This is a genomic window from Caldimonas sp. (assembly GCF_046291045.1).
Taxonomy (GTDB): domain Bacteria; phylum Pseudomonadota; class Gammaproteobacteria; order Burkholderiales; family Burkholderiaceae_C; genus Caldimonas.
In genome coordinates, this window is record NZ_JBKBSL010000001.1 from 87,764 (window position 1) to 101,476 (window position 13,713).

Genomic DNA, 13,713 nt, shown 5'->3' on the forward strand with positions numbered 1-13,713 from the left:
CGGATGTCCAATGGCATGGCTCAGGCACTCACACGGTGTTCCAACCCGGCCTGCGACACCAGCCACAGGCAAAGCTGCTCGTAGGACAGCCCGGCGGCACGCGCCGACATCGGCACCAGCGAATGGCCGGTCATGCCCGGCGACGTGTTGATCTCCAGCAGAAAGGGCCGGCGGTCGCTGGCACGGATCATCACGTCGGCGCGGCCCCAGCCGCGGCAGCCCAGGGTGCGATAGGCCTGCACGACGATGCGCTGGATCTCCCGCTCTTCCGCCTCCGGCAGGCCGCTCGGGCAGTGGTACTGGGTGGTGTCGGTGAAGTACTTATTCCGGTAGTCGTAGTTGCCCTCGGGCGCCACGATGCGGATCACCGGCAGGGCCTGGGCCGATGTCCCCTCGCCGAGCACCGGGCAGGTGGTCTCGTCACCGGCGATGAACTCCTCGCACAGCACCTCGGGGTCGTACTTCGCGGCCAGGGCATAGGCCGCATCGCACTGCTCGACGCGTTCCACCTTGGTCAAGCCAATGGTGGAGCCCTCGCGAGCGGGCTTGACGATCATTGGCGCGCCCAGGGCCTGTAGGGCCGCACGGGTTTCCTCGGCGCTGCCCACCATGCGCCAGTCTGGCGTGGGCAGCCCTTCGAAACGCCAGACGCGCTTGGCCATGACCTTGTCCATCGCCATGCTGGAGGCCATCACGCCCGAGCCGGTGTAGGGGATGCGCAGCAGTTCCAGTGCGCCTTGCACCGTGCCGTCCTCTCCGAAGCGGCCGTGCAGGGCGATGAAGCAGCGCGTAAAGCCTTCGCGCTTGAGCTCGCAGAGGTCGCGCTCGGCCGGATCGAAGGCATGGGCATCCACCCCTTGGGACTGCAGCGCCTGCAACACGCCCGTGCCGGACATCAGCGAGACCTCGCGCTCGGCCGATAGGCCGCCCATCAGCACGGCCACCTTGCCCAGCGCCTTCACATCGATCGACGTCAGGTCAAACTTCATGCGGATTCCTTCAACAACTCCAGCACCTGGGCGGGCACCCCGCCGATGCTGCCCGCCCCCATGGTGATGACCACGTCGCCGTCACGCGCATGGTCGACGATGGCCTGGGCCATGTCACCGATCTCGTCGACGAAGACCGGATCGAGCTTGCCCGCCACACGCAGGGCGCGTGCCAGCGAGCGGCCGTCGGCGGCCACGATGGGCGCTTCGCCGGCGGCATAGACCTCGGTGAGCAGCACCACATCGGCGCCCTGGCCGATGACCTTGACGAAGTCCTCGAAGCAGTCGCGCGTGCGGGTGTAGCGGTGCGGCTGGAAGGCCAGCACCAGACGTCGGCCCGGGAAGGCCCCGCGCGCGGCGGACAGCGTGGCGGCCATCTCGACGGGGTGATGGCCGTAGTCGTCGATCAGCGTGAAGCGGCCGCCCCCCGCGGCCGGCAGGTCGCCGTAGCGCTGGAAGCGCCGGCCCACCCCCTTGAACTCCGCCAAGGCCTTCAGCACAGGGGCATCGGGCAGCTCGAGTTCGGTGCACACGCCGATCACGGCCAGGGCGTTGAGCACGTTGTGCTCCCCAGGCAAATTGAGCGTGACCTCGAGGTCGGGCATGGCCACGCCATTGCGGCGCTGGCAGGTGAAGTGCATGCGACTGCCTTCGGCGCGCACGTCAACGGCACGAACCTGCACATCCGGACCGAAGCCGTAGGTGACCACCGGACGCGAGATCATCGGGATGATGGAGCGCACGCCGGGGTCGTCGGCACACAGGATGGCCGCACCGTAGAAGGGCATGCGGTGCAGGAAATCGACGAAGGCCGCCTTCAGCCTCGCATAGTCGTGGCCGTAGGTCTCCATGTGGTCGGCGTCGATGTTCGTGACGACCGAGACGATGGGCATCAGGTTCAGGAAAGAAGCATCGGACTCGTCGGCCTCGACGACGATGTACTGCCCCGACCCCAGGCGGGAATTGGCGCCAGCGCTGTTCAGGCGCCCGCCGATCACGAAGGTGGGATCGACGCCAGCCTCGCCCAGCGCGCTAGCCACCAGGCTGGTGGTGGTGGTCTTGCCGTGCGTGCCGGCGATCGCGATGCCCTGCTTCAGGCGCATCAGCTCGGCCAGCATCACCGCGCGCGGCACCACCGGCACGCGACGCGCGCGGGCGGCGATCACCTCGGGGTTGTCGCCGCGCACGGCCGTGGAGGTGACGATGGCGTCCGCCCCGGCGATGTTCTCGGCATCGTGGCCGATCATCACCTTCAGGCCCAGCGCCGCCAGGCGACGCACCGTGGCGCTGTCGTTCTGGTCCGAGCCCGAGACGGTATAGCCGAGGTTGAAGAGCACCTCGGCGATACCGCTCATGCCGGCTCCTCCGATGCCAACGAAGTGGATGTGTTTGACCGCGTGTTTCATCGTGCACCTCCGCGGTGGGCATGCACCAGTTTTTCGATCTCGTCGGCCACGCGGGCTGCGGCGCGCGGACGGGCCAGACTGCGGGCCTTGCGCGCCATCGTCTGGAGGGTCTGGCGGTCCAGGCCGCGCAGGGTCTGCGCCAGGCGATCGGGCGTGAGCTCGTCCTGCGGCAAGTGCAGGGCCGCACCGTGCTGGGCCATGTACTGGGCGTTGTCGCGCTGGTGCGAGGTGGTGCTCACCAGCAGCGGCACCAGCACACTGGCCACCCCGGCGGCGCACAGCTCGCTCACGGTGACCGCGCCGGCGCGGCAGACGACCACGTCGCATTCGGCCAGCCGGCGGGCCATGTCGTCGATGAAAGGCAGAACCTCGACATCGCGCTCGGGGTCCAGGCCCTCGGCCTGGTAGAGCGCTTTGACCGCATCGCGGTTGAGCGCGCCGGTCTGATGGACCACGCTCGGACGCTCATCGGCCGGGATCCGTGCCAAGGCTTTGGGCACGGTCTCGTTGAGCACACGCGCGCCCAGGCTGCCGCCCACCACCAGCACACGCAGCGGGCCGTCGCGGCCGGCGAAGCGCTCCTCAGGGCCAGGCAGGGCCTCGATCTCCTCGCGCACCGGGTTGCCGGTGACCACACAGCGCTTGGTCTTCGCGGCGGCCGCCCCGTCGAAGCCAAAGGCCACGACATCGGCCACCGGCAGCAGCGCGCGATTGCTCATCAGCAACGAGGCATCGGCATTCACCAACACCAAAGGCTTGAGACGTGCCGCGGCCATCACACCGCCGGGGAAGCACACATAGCCGCCCATGCCCAGCACGGCATCGGCTCGGCGCTGGCCCAGGATGCGCCAGCACGACACGAAGGCGGCCAGCAGGCGGATGCCGCCGGTGAGGGTGTGCCACCACCCCTTGCCGCGCAGGCCCGAGAACCCGATGGTGTCCAGCGTAATGCCGGCGGCCGGCACCAGGCGGTTTTCCATGCCGGTGGTGGTGCCCAGCCAGCTCACGCTCCAGCCGCGACGCTGCATTTCCTGGGCCACGGCCAGGCCCGGAATGATGTGTCCGCCCGTGCCGGCCGCCATGATCACGAGGTGGTGGCTCATCCTCGCCCCCCCCTCATGAGCTGCCTGTTTTCCATATCGATGCGCAGCACCACCGCGATCGCGATGCAGTTCATCAAGATGGCCGAGCCGCCGTAGCTCAGCAAGGGCAAGGTCAGACCCTTGGTGGGCAGCACGCCCAGGTTCACGCCCATGTTGATGAAAGCCTGCCCGCCCATCCAGATCCCGATGCCCTGCGCCAGCAGACCCGAGAAGACCCGGTCGAGCGCAATGGCTTGGCGGCCGATGTGGAAGATGCGCCGCGTGAGCCAGAAGAAGGCGAAGATCACCGCGGCCACGCCAATGAAGCCCAGCTCCTCGCCGATCACGGCCAGCAGGAAGTCGGTGTGGGCCTCGGGCAGGTAGTGCAGCTTCTCGACGCTGGAGCCCAGGCCTTGGCCAAAGATCTCGCCGCGGCCGAAGGCGATCAGCGAATGCGAGAGCTGGTAGGCCTTGCCCAGGGTGTAGGCCTCGTTCCAGGGGTCGAGGTAAGCGAAGATGCGCTCGCGCCGCCATTCGCTGGCACTGATCATCACGACGAAGGCCGCCACGATCAGTGCGGCCATCAGGAAGAACATGCGTCCGTTCACGCCTCCCAGGAAAAGAATGCCCATCGCGATGGCGGCGATCACCATGAACGCACCCATGTCAGGCTGAGCCAGCAACAGCACGCCCACCACCACCAGCGCGGCGGCCATCGGTGCCACGGCCTGGAAAAAGCGCTGCTTGACGTCCATCTTGCGTACCATGTAGCCCGCGGCATACATCGCGATCGCTAGCTTGGCCAGTTCCGAAGGTTGGAAGTTCAGGATGCCCAGCGGGATCCACCGGCGTGCACCGTTGACGCCCTTGCCGATGAAGGGCAGCAGCACCACCACCAGCAGCACCAGGGCTCCCACGAACAGCCAGGGCGCATGCTTTTCCCAGACCTGCATCGGGATCTGCAGCACCACGAGGCTGGCGATGAAGGCCAGACCGATCGACAGCGCGTGGCGCACGAGGAAGTGCGTAGAGGCATAGCGCGCAAAGCGCGGATTGTCGGGCAGGGCCACCGAGGCCGAATAGACCATCACCAGGCCCAGCGCGAGCAGGGCCACGACCACCCACACCAGGGTCTGGTCGAAGCCCTGCAGACGGGCGGGCTGGCCCGTGCTCACCCAGTCGCGTACCGGCACGTCACGGCGCTTCTTGCGGCCGCCGGTCGGCCACAGCGACGCCAGGCGCGCCTTGAAGGCGTCCCAGCCGCCGGTGGTGTGCGATGCGGCGGTCATGACACCTGCCCCCGCTCGTCGGCCAGCGCCTGCACGGTGGCGACGAAGACCTCGGCGCGATGGCCGTAGTTGCGGAACATGTCCAGGCTGGCGCAGGCCGGGCTCATCAGCACCACGTCGCCCGACTCGGCCCGCTCGGCACAGCCGCGCACGGCCGCTTCCAGGCTGTCGAAGCGGGCCTGCGTGACACCCGTGCCCGCCAGCACGGCTTCGATGGCGGCCGCATCCCGGCCGATCAGGGCCACGAACCGCACATGCCGCCGCACGGGTTCGGTGAGCGGGCTGAAGTCCTGGCCCTTGCCATCGCCGCCCAGGATCACGAGCAGACGACGGCCCATGCGGTCGGCGCCAAGGCCATTCAGGGCGGCCACGGTGGCGCCCACGTTGGTGCCCTTGCTGTCGTCCACATAGTCCACGCCGCCCACGGTGGCCACGTGCTGCACGCGGTGCGGCTCGCCGGCGTACTCGCGCAAGCCGTGCAGCATCGGGGCCAGCGGGCAGCCGATGCCAGTGGCCAGCGCCAGCGCCGCCAGGGCGTTGGCCGCGTTGTGGCGACCGCGCACACGAAGCGCGTCAGCCGGCATCAGGCGCTGGATGTGCAGCTCCTCGTCAGCGTCCTCGTCCTTGCGGCGGCGCGTGGCCTTCAGGGTTTCGTCGGCTTGCATCGCCCGCACCAGCCAGGCCATGCCACCTTCGACCATCAGCCCATAGTCGCCGGGTCGGGTGGGGGCGTCCAGGCCAAAGCGCACCACCTGGCGTTCGATCACCTTGGCAGAGCGCCCTTTTCCCACGGTCTGAGGGGGCGGCACCATCGCTTCCACCAGGGGATCATCGCGGTTGATCACCATCAGCGCCTCACGCCCGAAGATGCGTGCCTTGGCAGCGGTGTAGGCGTCCATGCTGCCATGCCAGTCGAGATGATCCTGGCTGAGGTTGAGCACCGCGGCGGCGGTGGGCTCGAAGCCCGACACGCCGTCGAGCTGGAAGCTGGACAGTTCCAGCACCCACACGTCCGGCAAGTGCTCGAACACCGGCGGCGGAGGGGGGGGCGGCACGATCCTGATGGCCGGCTCGTCCTCGCCACCGAGGGCGGCGACGGCCTCCAGGGTCTCTTCGATGTGACGCTCGGCCTCATGGATGGCCTCGACGGCCTCGGCATCCTCGTCCACCACCACCGCTTCGGCCGGGGCGGGCGCCGAATCGATGTCCTCGGCACAGGTGGGCGTCTCGCGTTCAGGGTCGGCCTTGGGCTCCCGGTCCAGGGCCGCGCCCAGGGTGTCGAGCATCGTCGGGCCGATATTGCCCGCCGTGGCCACGCGGCGGCCGGCGCGCTCGATCAGCAGCGCGGCCATGGCGGTGGTGGTGGTCTTGCCGTTGGTGCCGGTGATGGCGACCACCTTGGGTGCATAGCGGCGTTCGGCCTTCAGTTCGGCCAGGGCCCGGGCAAAGAGGTCGAGCTCGCCCTGCACCGGTACCCCCCGCCGGGTGGCTTCGGCCAGCAGGCCCTGCAGGCGCTCGTCATGAGGGGACAGCCCCGGGCTCTTGAGGATGCGCTGCACGCCTTCCGCGTGCGCGGGCCCAAGCTCGCCCGACAACAACTCGACCTGGGGCAGTTCGTCACGCAGCGCGGCCGCCTGGGGCGGCTGTTCGCGCGAATCCCAGACCTTCACCTGGGCCCCGCAGCGCACGCACCAGCGCGCCATGGCCAGGCCCGAGGCGCCCAAGCCCAGCACGAGAACGGTGATGCCTTGCAGATCCTTCATGGCAAGTGTTCGATGTTCGTGTTCAGCGCAGCTTGAGCGAGGTCAGGCCCACCAGGCACAACAGCATGGTGATGATCCAGAAGCGCACCACCACCTGCGTCTCGGTCCAGCCGGACTTCTCGAAGTGGTGGTGCAGCGGCGCCATCTTGAGGATGCGCCGGCCCTCGCCGTACTTGCGTTTGGTGTACTTGAAGTAGACGACCTGCAGCATCACGGACAGGGCCTCGACGACGAAGATGCCGCCCATGACGGCCAGCAGGATCTCCTGTCGCGTGATGACCGCGATCGTGCCCAGCGCGCCGCCCAGGGCCAGGGCCCCGACGTCGCCCATGAAGACCTGGGCCGGGTGCGTGTTGAACCACAGGAAGGCCAGCCCCGCGCCGGCCATCGCCGCGCAGAAGATCAGCAGTTCGCCCACGCCGGGGATGTAAGGAAAGAGCAGGTAGCGCGAGTAGACCGCATTGCCCACCACGTAGGCGAAGACACCCAGGGCCGAGCCCACCATCACCACCGGCATGATGGCCAGGCCGTCCAGGCCGTCGGTGAGGTTCACGGCATTGCTCGAGCCCACGATGACCAGGTAGCTCAGGATGATGAAGCCCCACACCCCCAGCGGATAGCTCACCGTCTTGAAAAAGGGCACGAAGAGGTCGGCATTGGGGGGCAGCGGGTTGGCAAAGCCCGATTGCACCCAGCGCACGAAGAGCTCGAGCACGCGCAGGTTGGACGACTCGGACACCGCGAAGGCCAGATAGGTGGCCGCCACCAGGCCGATGAGCGACTGCCAGAAGTACTTCTCGCGCGAGCGCATGCCCTCGGGGTTTTTCTGCACGACCTTTCGCCAGTCGTCGACCCAGCCGATGGCGCCCATGCCCAGCGTCACGAGCAGCACGATCCAGACGAAGCGGTTGGACCAGTCGAACCACAGCAGCGTAGAGACGGTCACGCCCAGCAGGATCAGCACGCCGCCCATGGTGGGCGTGCCCCGCTTGGACAGGTGGGCCTGCACACCATATTCGCGGATGGGTTGGCCGATCTTCAACTCGGTGAGTTTGCGGATCACCCAAGGGCCGAAAACCAGGCCGATGAGCAGCGCCGTCATGGCCGCCATCACCGCGCGGAAAGTGAGGTACTGCACCACGCGCAGGAAACCGAAATCGGGCGACAGCCCCTGCAGCCATTGCGCCAGCGTGATCAGCATGGCAGATCCTTTCCCCGAGCGCCGCCGCCCAGTTGCGGGCGCACCATGTCGTCCTGTCCTGAAGCGCACAGGGCCTGCAGCGCCTGCACCACCTGTTCCATCTTCATGAACCGCGACCCCTTGACGAGCACACTGCGCGCGCCACCGGGCCGCTGGCCCAACGCCGCCACGGCATCGGCGGTTGACGCGAAATGCACCGCTGCTGCGCCGTGAGCCCGGGCGGCATGAAGGCTCAGCGCACCCACCGCCCAAAGCGTCTCGATGCCGCGTTCGCGCGCGTAGGCCCCCACCTCCGCGTGGAAGGCTGGCCCCTGGTCGCCCACCTCGCCCATGTCCCCCAGCACCAGCCAGCGCGGCGCGGGCAGTTCAGCCAGCACGTCGATGGCCGCACGCACGGAATCGGGGTTGGCGTTGTAGCTGTCGTTGACCAGCAGCACCGGGGCTGCGTCGAGCACGAGGGTCTGCAGTTGCGAGCGCCCGGTCACCGGCTCGAACCGCTCCAGCCCCTGCGCGATCGTCTCCAGCGGGGCGCCGGCGGCCAGGGCGCAGGCGGCTGCGGCCAAGGCGTTGTGAACGTTGTGGCGTCCGGCGATGTGCAGCACGGTGTCGAACGTGCCCACCGGTGTGTCGACCTGCAGGGCCCAGCCCTGGCCGCCCCAGTGCGCACGGCCGCGCACGTCGGCCTGCGCGGTCTCGCCAAAGCGCAGCACGGGCCGCGTGCCGGCCAAGGCGCGCCACAGCCCGGTGTAGGCATCGACGGCCGGAAAAACGGCCACCCCGGTGGGGCCCAGGGCTTGGATCACCGCACCGTTCTCCCGGGCCACGGCCTCCACGCCGTGCATGAACTCCTGGTGCTCGCGCTGCGCGTTGTTGACCAAGGCCACCGTGGGTGCCGCCCAACGCGCCAACCGCTCGATCTCGCCCGGGTGGTTCATGCCCAACTCCACCACGGCGGCGCGGTGCCACACCTCGTCGTCCTGACGCAGGCGCAGCAGGGTCAGCGGCACGCCGATGTCGTTGTTGAAATTGCCCTGGGTGGCCAGCGCGCCCTCCTCCCCCACCCACGCGCGCAAAATGGATGCGATCATCTGGGTGACGGTGGTCTTGCCATTGCTGCCGGTCACGGCGATCAGCGGCAGGTGCATGCGCTGACGCCAGCCTGCGGCGAGCTGTCCCAGGGCCGCTCGCGTGTCGGGCACCAGCAGGCCGGGCAGGCCCGCTTCGGGCAAGCCGCGCTCGGCCACGGCGGCAGCGGCCCCGGCGTCGCGCGCCAGAGACAGAAACTCGTGGGCATCGAAACGCTGACCGCGCAGGGCCACGAACAGGTCGCCCGCGCGCAAGCTGCGGGTGTCGGTATGCACGCGCAGCAGCGTCGTCTGGCCATCGCCCACCAGGGTCGAGCCGGGTAGCAGGGTCTGGGCCAGGGCCAGGGTCATCATGAACGCGCCCTCCGAGCCTGCTGGGCCGCGCGGGCCTCGTCCACGTCCGAGAAAGGCAGGCGTTGGCCGCCGATGTCCTGATAGTCCTCGTGGCCCTTGCCGGCCAGCAAGATGACGTCGCGCGGATCGGCCGCCGCCACCGCGGTGGCGATGGCCAGGCGGCGGTCCTCGATGGCCTGCAGCGTGGGGGCCGGACGCATGCCGGCGACGATCTGCTCGATGATGTGCATCGGCGGCTCGCTGCGCGGGTTGTCGCTGGTGACGATGACGCGGTCGGCACGCGCCTGGGCGATCGCCCCCATCTGCGGACGCTTGCTGCTGTCGCGGTCGCCGCCGCAGCCGAACACGCACCACAACGCCCCTCCGCGCTCCCGAGCGAAGGGCTTCAGGGCGGTCAGCACCTTGTCCAGGGCATCGGGTGTGTGGGCGTAGTCCACCACCACCGACGCCACGCCCTCCTCGTCCAGCCGCTGCATGCGCCCGGGCACGGGCCCCAGCGACTGCAAGGCCTGTGCGGCCCGCACCAGCGGCACGCCCAAGGCGCGCAGGCAGCCGGCCACGGCCAGCAAGTTGTGGACGTTGTAGTCACCGATCAGCGTGGTGCGTACCGGCACCGCCTGCGAGCCTTCGCACAGATCGAAGCCCAGGCCGCCGCCGCTATAGCCCACCGCGCGCGCTCGCAGGCCGGCGGCGGCCTGCAGGCCGTAGCCCCACAGGTCCACACTGCGGCCACTCAGCCGTGCCACCAGGTCCGCCCCTTTGGGATCGTCGAGATTCACGACGGCCGCGCGCAGGCCCGGCCAGGCGAAGAGTTGGGCCTTGGCCTCCCAGTAGGCGGCCATGCCACCGTGGTAGTCCAGGTGGTCACGCGTGAAGTTCGTGAAGGCCGCCACCGCAATGCGCGTGCCGTCGAGACGACGCTCGTCCAGGCCAATCGAAGAGGCCTCGATGGCACAGGCTTTCAGGCCCTGGTCGACGAAGGCACGCAGGCTGCGGTGCAGCGTGACCGGATCGGGGGTGGTCAAGCCGGTGGCTGTGAGCGAGCCGGGCCGTCCCACGCCCAGCGTGCCGATCAGGCCGCAGGGCCGATCCAGCACCGCCAACGCCTGCGCCACCCACCAGGCGGTCGAGGTCTTGCCGTTGGTGCCGGTCACGGCCACGAGGTCCAGGTGCGACGAAGGCAGGCCGAACCAACGGTCGGCCAGCACGCCGGTGGCGGCCTTCAGGCCCGGCACGGCCGCAATGCGCTCATCGTCGAAGCCGAAAGCCTCGACGCCCATTCGTTCCACCAGGCAGGCTCGGGCGCCGGCGGCCAGGGCGGCTGCCACGTGCTGTCGCGCATCGGTGGCATGCCCCGGCCAGGCGATGAAGGCCTCGCCGCCCCGGATGCGGCGACTGTCGATGGCCAGGTCGGTGCAGCCCTGCTCGCGCAGCCAGGCCTCGGCGGCCATCACGGTGTCGAACACGCGCAAGCCCATCAGAAGCTCTCCTCCACGCCCTCGACATGGCGCGCAACGATCTGGGGCTGCACGGCGATGTCGGGCTGCACGCCCATCATGCGCAGGCTTTGCTGCACCACCTCGGCAAACACGGGCGCGGCCACGGCCCCGCCATAAAACTTGCCGGCCGAGGGCTCGTCGATCATCACCGCCACGACGATGCGCGGTTGCTCCACCGGCGCCAGGCCGACGAACCACGAACGGTACTTCTTGTCGGCGTAGCCCTTACCTTCCTGCTTGCGCGCCGTGCCGGTCTTGCCGCCCACCGAGTAGCCCACGGTCTGGGCCAAGGGTGCCGTGCCCCCCGGACCGGCGGCCATCTGCAGCATGCGGCGGGTGGTCTGGGCCACGCGCGGCGAGAACACCCGCAGGCCGGGCGCCGGCTCGGGATCTTTCAGCAAGGTCACGGGAACGAGCTCACCATCGCGCGCGAACACCGTATAGGCCCGCGCCAGCTGAAACAGCGAGACCGACAGGCCGTAGCCGTAGCTCATCGTCGCATGCTCGATGGGCCGCCAGGTCTTGTAGGGCCGCAGGCGGCCGCTGACCACCCCCGGAAAGGGCAGCTGAGGCTTCTGGCCCAGGCCGATCTCGGTGAACATCTCCCACATCTCGCGCGAGGGGATCTGCTGCGCCAGCTTGACGGTGCCGACGTTGCTGGACTTCTGGATCACCTCGGCCACCGTGAGGCGGCCGTAAGCATGGGTGTCGCGGATGGTCGAGCCGGTGATCGTCATCCAGCCCGCCCCGGTGTCGATCACGGTGTTCGGCGAAACGCGCCCCGTCTCCAGGGACAGCGCCGCCACGAAAGGCTTCATCGTCGAGCCCGGCTCGAAGGTGTCGGTCAGCGCCCGGTTGCGCAGTTGGGCTCCGCTGAGGTTTTCGCGCTTGGCGGGGTCGTAGCTCGGGTAGTTGGCCAAGGCCAGCACCTCGCCGCTGCGCACGTCGAGCACCACCACCGACCCGGCCTGGGCCCTGTGCTCGGCCACGGCATCGCGCAGGCGCTGGTAGGCGAAGAACTGGATTTTCGAATCGATGGACAACTGGATGTCTCGGCCATCGACCGGCGCGACGCTCTCGCCGATGTCCTCGACGATGCGCCCCAACCGGTCCCGGATGACACGGCGCTGCCCGTGGCGGCCGGCCAGCTCCTGCTGGAAGGCCAGCTCGACGCCTTCCTGCCCGCGATCTTCGATGTCGGTGAAGCCCACCACATGGGCGACCGCTTCGCCTTCGGGATAGCGGCGCTTGTACTCCTTGACCTGATGCACGCCCTTCAGCCCCAGCGCCTTCACGCGCTCGGCCACGTCCTCGTCGATCTGGCGACGCAGCCAGACGAAATTCGGATTGTCTCCCAAACGCTTGTCCAGCTCGGCCGCGGTCATGCCAAGCAGGCGGGCGAGCTCGCGACGCTGCCCGCGATCGGCATCGAAGTCCTTGGGAATGGCCCAGATCGACGGCGCCGGCACGCTGGAGGCCAGGATCAGGCCGTTGCGGTCAAGAATGCGGCCGCGGTTGGCCGGGAGCTCGAGGGTGCGGGCGTAGCGGCTTTCGCCCTGTCGTTGAAAAAAATCCGACCCGATGATCTGCACGTAGGCCGCACGACCCAAAAGCACACAATACGACAGTCCGATACACGCCACGAGGAACTTCGAACGCCATGGCGGCGTCTTGGACGCCAGCAGCGGACTGGTGGCATAGCGCACCTCGTGCAGCGCGTGCGCCGCCGGCTTGCGCAACCGGCGCCGCGGCGGCAGCGCGGCGGTGCCGTCGCGACGCAGCAGCAGGCGGACGAGCCCCTTCACCGCGCCCCTCCCTGCGCGGCCGACGCCGCGCCCTCGTAATGCACGTATTGCGTCACGGCCGCGGTGGGCGTGCGCATCTGCAGCTTTTCGCGCGCGAGCTTCTCCACGCGCAGCGCAGTGGCCTGGGTGCGCTTTTCGAGCTGGAGCTGCTCGTGCGCGGTCTCCAGCGCGCGTTCCTCGGCCTGGGCACGCTCCACCTGCGTGAACAGGCGGCGGGCCTGGTAGGACACATGCACCAGGTACAGGCCGCTGACGATCAGCCCGACGAAGAGGAGGACATTGAGGCGACTCATGCCCCCTCCAGCGCCACGGCGGTGCGTTCGGCCACGCGCAGGATGGCCGAGCGCGAGCGCGGGTTGGCCGCCACCTCGGCCGGCGACGGGCGGATGCGCGCCACGGCCTTGAGCAGCGGCTCGGGCAGCGGGGCCAGGCCCAGGGCTTGTGGGCTGCCCCGCTTCACCTCGGCACGCGAGTGACCGGCGATGAACTGCTTGACGCGACGATCCTCCAGCGAGTGGAAACTGATCACCGCCAGCCGCCCGCCCGGAGCCAGCAGCGACAGGGCGGCGCTCAGCCCTTGTTCGAGCTCCTCAAGCTCGGCGTTGACGAAAATCCGAAGAGCCTGAAAGGTGCGCGTGGCAGGATCCTGGCCCGGCTCGCGCGTCTTGACCGCACGAGCCACGACGTCGGCAAGCTCGGCCGTGGTTCGAACGGGCCGCCCGCTCGAGCGGCGAGCAACAAGCGCCTTTGCAATCGGTAGAGCAAACCGTTCTTCCCCATAGTGGCGTATGACCTCCGCGATGCGTTTTTCGTCGGCGCGCGCGAGGAACTCGGCAGCGGATTCGCCACGCGAGGGATCCATGCGCATGTCCAGGGGCCCGTCGTGGCGGAAGGAAAATCCGCGCTCGGGGTTGTCGATCTGGGGCGAGGAGACGCCCAGGTCCAGCAACACGCCGTGCACGCGATCGATGCCGCGGCGTGCGCAGGCCTGCGCCATCGTCGCAAAACCGGCATGCTCGATAGCAAAACGCGGGTCCTGGACCCGCGCAGCATCGGCAACGGCTTCCGGATCCTTGTCGAAGACCAGCAGCCTGCCCTGCGGCGACAGACGCGACAGCAGCAGCCGCGAGTGTCCGCCTCGGCCGTAGGTGCCATCGATGTAGGTGCCATCGGGCGTGGTCAGCACGGCCTGCACCGCCTCGTGCAGCAAGACGGTGCGGTGCTCGTGGACGGGAGGCAT

At 68.9% G+C, this 13,713-nt stretch carries 11 protein-coding genes; all 11 read right to left on the bottom strand.

What is annotated here, in order from left to right; translation table 11 throughout:
* Window positions 1-20: 20 nt before the first annotated feature.
* From ACK4ZD_RS00370 to rsmH, 11 genes are read right to left on the bottom strand one after another with little or no spacing between them, the layout of a single operon-like run.
* Entirely contained in the window at window positions 21-989 is a 969-nt protein-coding gene (locus ACK4ZD_RS00370) for a D-alanine--D-alanine ligase (RefSeq protein WP_409657092.1), read from the bottom strand.
* Window positions 986-2,395 (bottom strand): UDP-N-acetylmuramate--L-alanine ligase, encoded by a 1,410-nt coding sequence (gene murC, locus ACK4ZD_RS00375; protein ID WP_409657095.1) that lies wholly within the window; start codon window positions 2,393-2,395, stop codon window positions 986-988. The genes ACK4ZD_RS00370 and murC overlap by 4 nt, the downstream gene beginning before the upstream one ends.
* Window positions 2,392-3,498 carry an undecaprenyldiphospho-muramoylpentapeptide beta-N-acetylglucosaminyltransferase gene (gene murG, locus ACK4ZD_RS00380; protein WP_409657098.1) on the bottom strand — a complete coding sequence of 369 codons (1,107 nt, stop codon included), beginning with the start codon at window positions 3,496-3,498 and terminating at the stop codon, window positions 2,392-2,394. The genes murC and murG overlap by 4 nt, the downstream gene beginning before the upstream one ends.
* Window positions 3,495-4,766, bottom strand: a complete 1,272-nt coding sequence (gene ftsW, locus ACK4ZD_RS00385; protein WP_409657101.1) for a putative lipid II flippase FtsW — start codon at window positions 4,764-4,766, stop codon at window positions 3,495-3,497. The genes murG and ftsW overlap by 4 nt, the downstream gene beginning before the upstream one ends.
* The gene (gene murD, locus ACK4ZD_RS00390) at window positions 4,763-6,529 is read right to left on the bottom strand and encodes a UDP-N-acetylmuramoyl-L-alanine--D-glutamate ligase (RefSeq protein WP_409657104.1); all 1,767 of its coding nucleotides are present in this window, start codon (window positions 6,527-6,529) and stop codon (window positions 4,763-4,765) included. Before murD ends, ftsW begins: the two co-directional genes overlap by 4 nt.
* A gap of 22 nt (window positions 6,530-6,551) precedes the next feature.
* Window positions 6,552-7,730 (bottom strand): phospho-N-acetylmuramoyl-pentapeptide-transferase, encoded by a 1,179-nt coding sequence (mraY, locus tag ACK4ZD_RS00395; RefSeq protein WP_409657107.1) that lies wholly within the window; start codon window positions 7,728-7,730, stop codon window positions 6,552-6,554.
* On the bottom strand, window positions 7,724-9,169 hold the full coding sequence (gene murF / locus ACK4ZD_RS00400) for a UDP-N-acetylmuramoyl-tripeptide--D-alanyl-D-alanine ligase (RefSeq protein WP_409657110.1): 1,446 nt from the start codon (window positions 9,167-9,169) through the stop codon (window positions 7,724-7,726). The genes mraY and murF overlap by 7 nt, the downstream gene beginning before the upstream one ends.
* The gene (locus tag ACK4ZD_RS00405) at window positions 9,166-10,647 is read right to left on the bottom strand and encodes a UDP-N-acetylmuramoyl-L-alanyl-D-glutamate--2,6-diaminopimelate ligase (RefSeq protein ID WP_409657113.1); all 1,482 of its coding nucleotides are present in this window, start codon (window positions 10,645-10,647) and stop codon (window positions 9,166-9,168) included. Before ACK4ZD_RS00405 ends, murF begins: the two co-directional genes overlap by 4 nt.
* Window positions 10,647-12,473, bottom strand: a complete 1,827-nt coding sequence (locus tag ACK4ZD_RS00410; RefSeq protein ID WP_409657116.1) for a peptidoglycan D,D-transpeptidase FtsI family protein — start codon at window positions 12,471-12,473, stop codon at window positions 10,647-10,649. Before ACK4ZD_RS00410 ends, ACK4ZD_RS00405 begins: the two co-directional genes overlap by 1 nt.
* Window positions 12,470-12,766, bottom strand: a complete 297-nt coding sequence (gene ftsL / locus ACK4ZD_RS00415) for a cell division protein FtsL (RefSeq protein WP_409657119.1) — start codon at window positions 12,764-12,766, stop codon at window positions 12,470-12,472. The genes ACK4ZD_RS00410 and ftsL overlap by 4 nt, the downstream gene beginning before the upstream one ends.
* A complete protein-coding gene (gene rsmH / locus ACK4ZD_RS00420; protein ID WP_409657122.1) occupies window positions 12,763-13,713 on the bottom strand; it encodes a 16S rRNA (cytosine(1402)-N(4))-methyltransferase RsmH in 951 nt (316 codons plus the stop codon). Before rsmH ends, ftsL begins: the two co-directional genes overlap by 4 nt.

Coding starts and splice junctions, on each gene's coding strand:
- murG (WP_409657098.1), bottom strand. CDS start 3,498: ATGAGCCACCACCTCGTGATCATGGCGGCCGGCACGGGCGGACACATC.
- ACK4ZD_RS00370 (WP_409657092.1), bottom strand. CDS start 989: ATGAAGTTTGACCTGACGTCGATCGATGTGAAGGCGCTGGGCAAGGTG.
- murC (WP_409657095.1), bottom strand. CDS start 2,395: ATGAAACACGCGGTCAAACACATCCACTTCGTTGGCATCGGAGGAGCC.
- murD (WP_409657104.1), bottom strand. CDS start 6,529: ATGAAGGATCTGCAAGGCATCACCGTTCTCGTGCTGGGCTTGGGCGCC.
- murF (WP_409657110.1), bottom strand. CDS start 9,169: ATGATGACCCTGGCCCTGGCCCAGACCCTGCTACCCGGCTCGACCCTG.
- mraY (WP_409657107.1), bottom strand. CDS start 7,730: ATGCTGATCACGCTGGCGCAATGGCTGCAGGGGCTGTCGCCCGATTTC.
- ACK4ZD_RS00405 (WP_409657113.1), bottom strand. CDS start 10,647: ATGGGCTTGCGCGTGTTCGACACCGTGATGGCCGCCGAGGCCTGGCTG.
- ftsW (WP_409657101.1), bottom strand. CDS start 4,766: ATGACCGCCGCATCGCACACCACCGGCGGCTGGGACGCCTTCAAGGCG.
- ftsL (WP_409657119.1), bottom strand. CDS start 12,766: ATGAGTCGCCTCAATGTCCTCCTCTTCGTCGGGCTGATCGTCAGCGGC.
- rsmH (WP_409657122.1), bottom strand. CDS start 13,713: ATGCCTCCCGTCCACGAGCACCGCACCGTCTTGCTGCACGAGGCGGTG.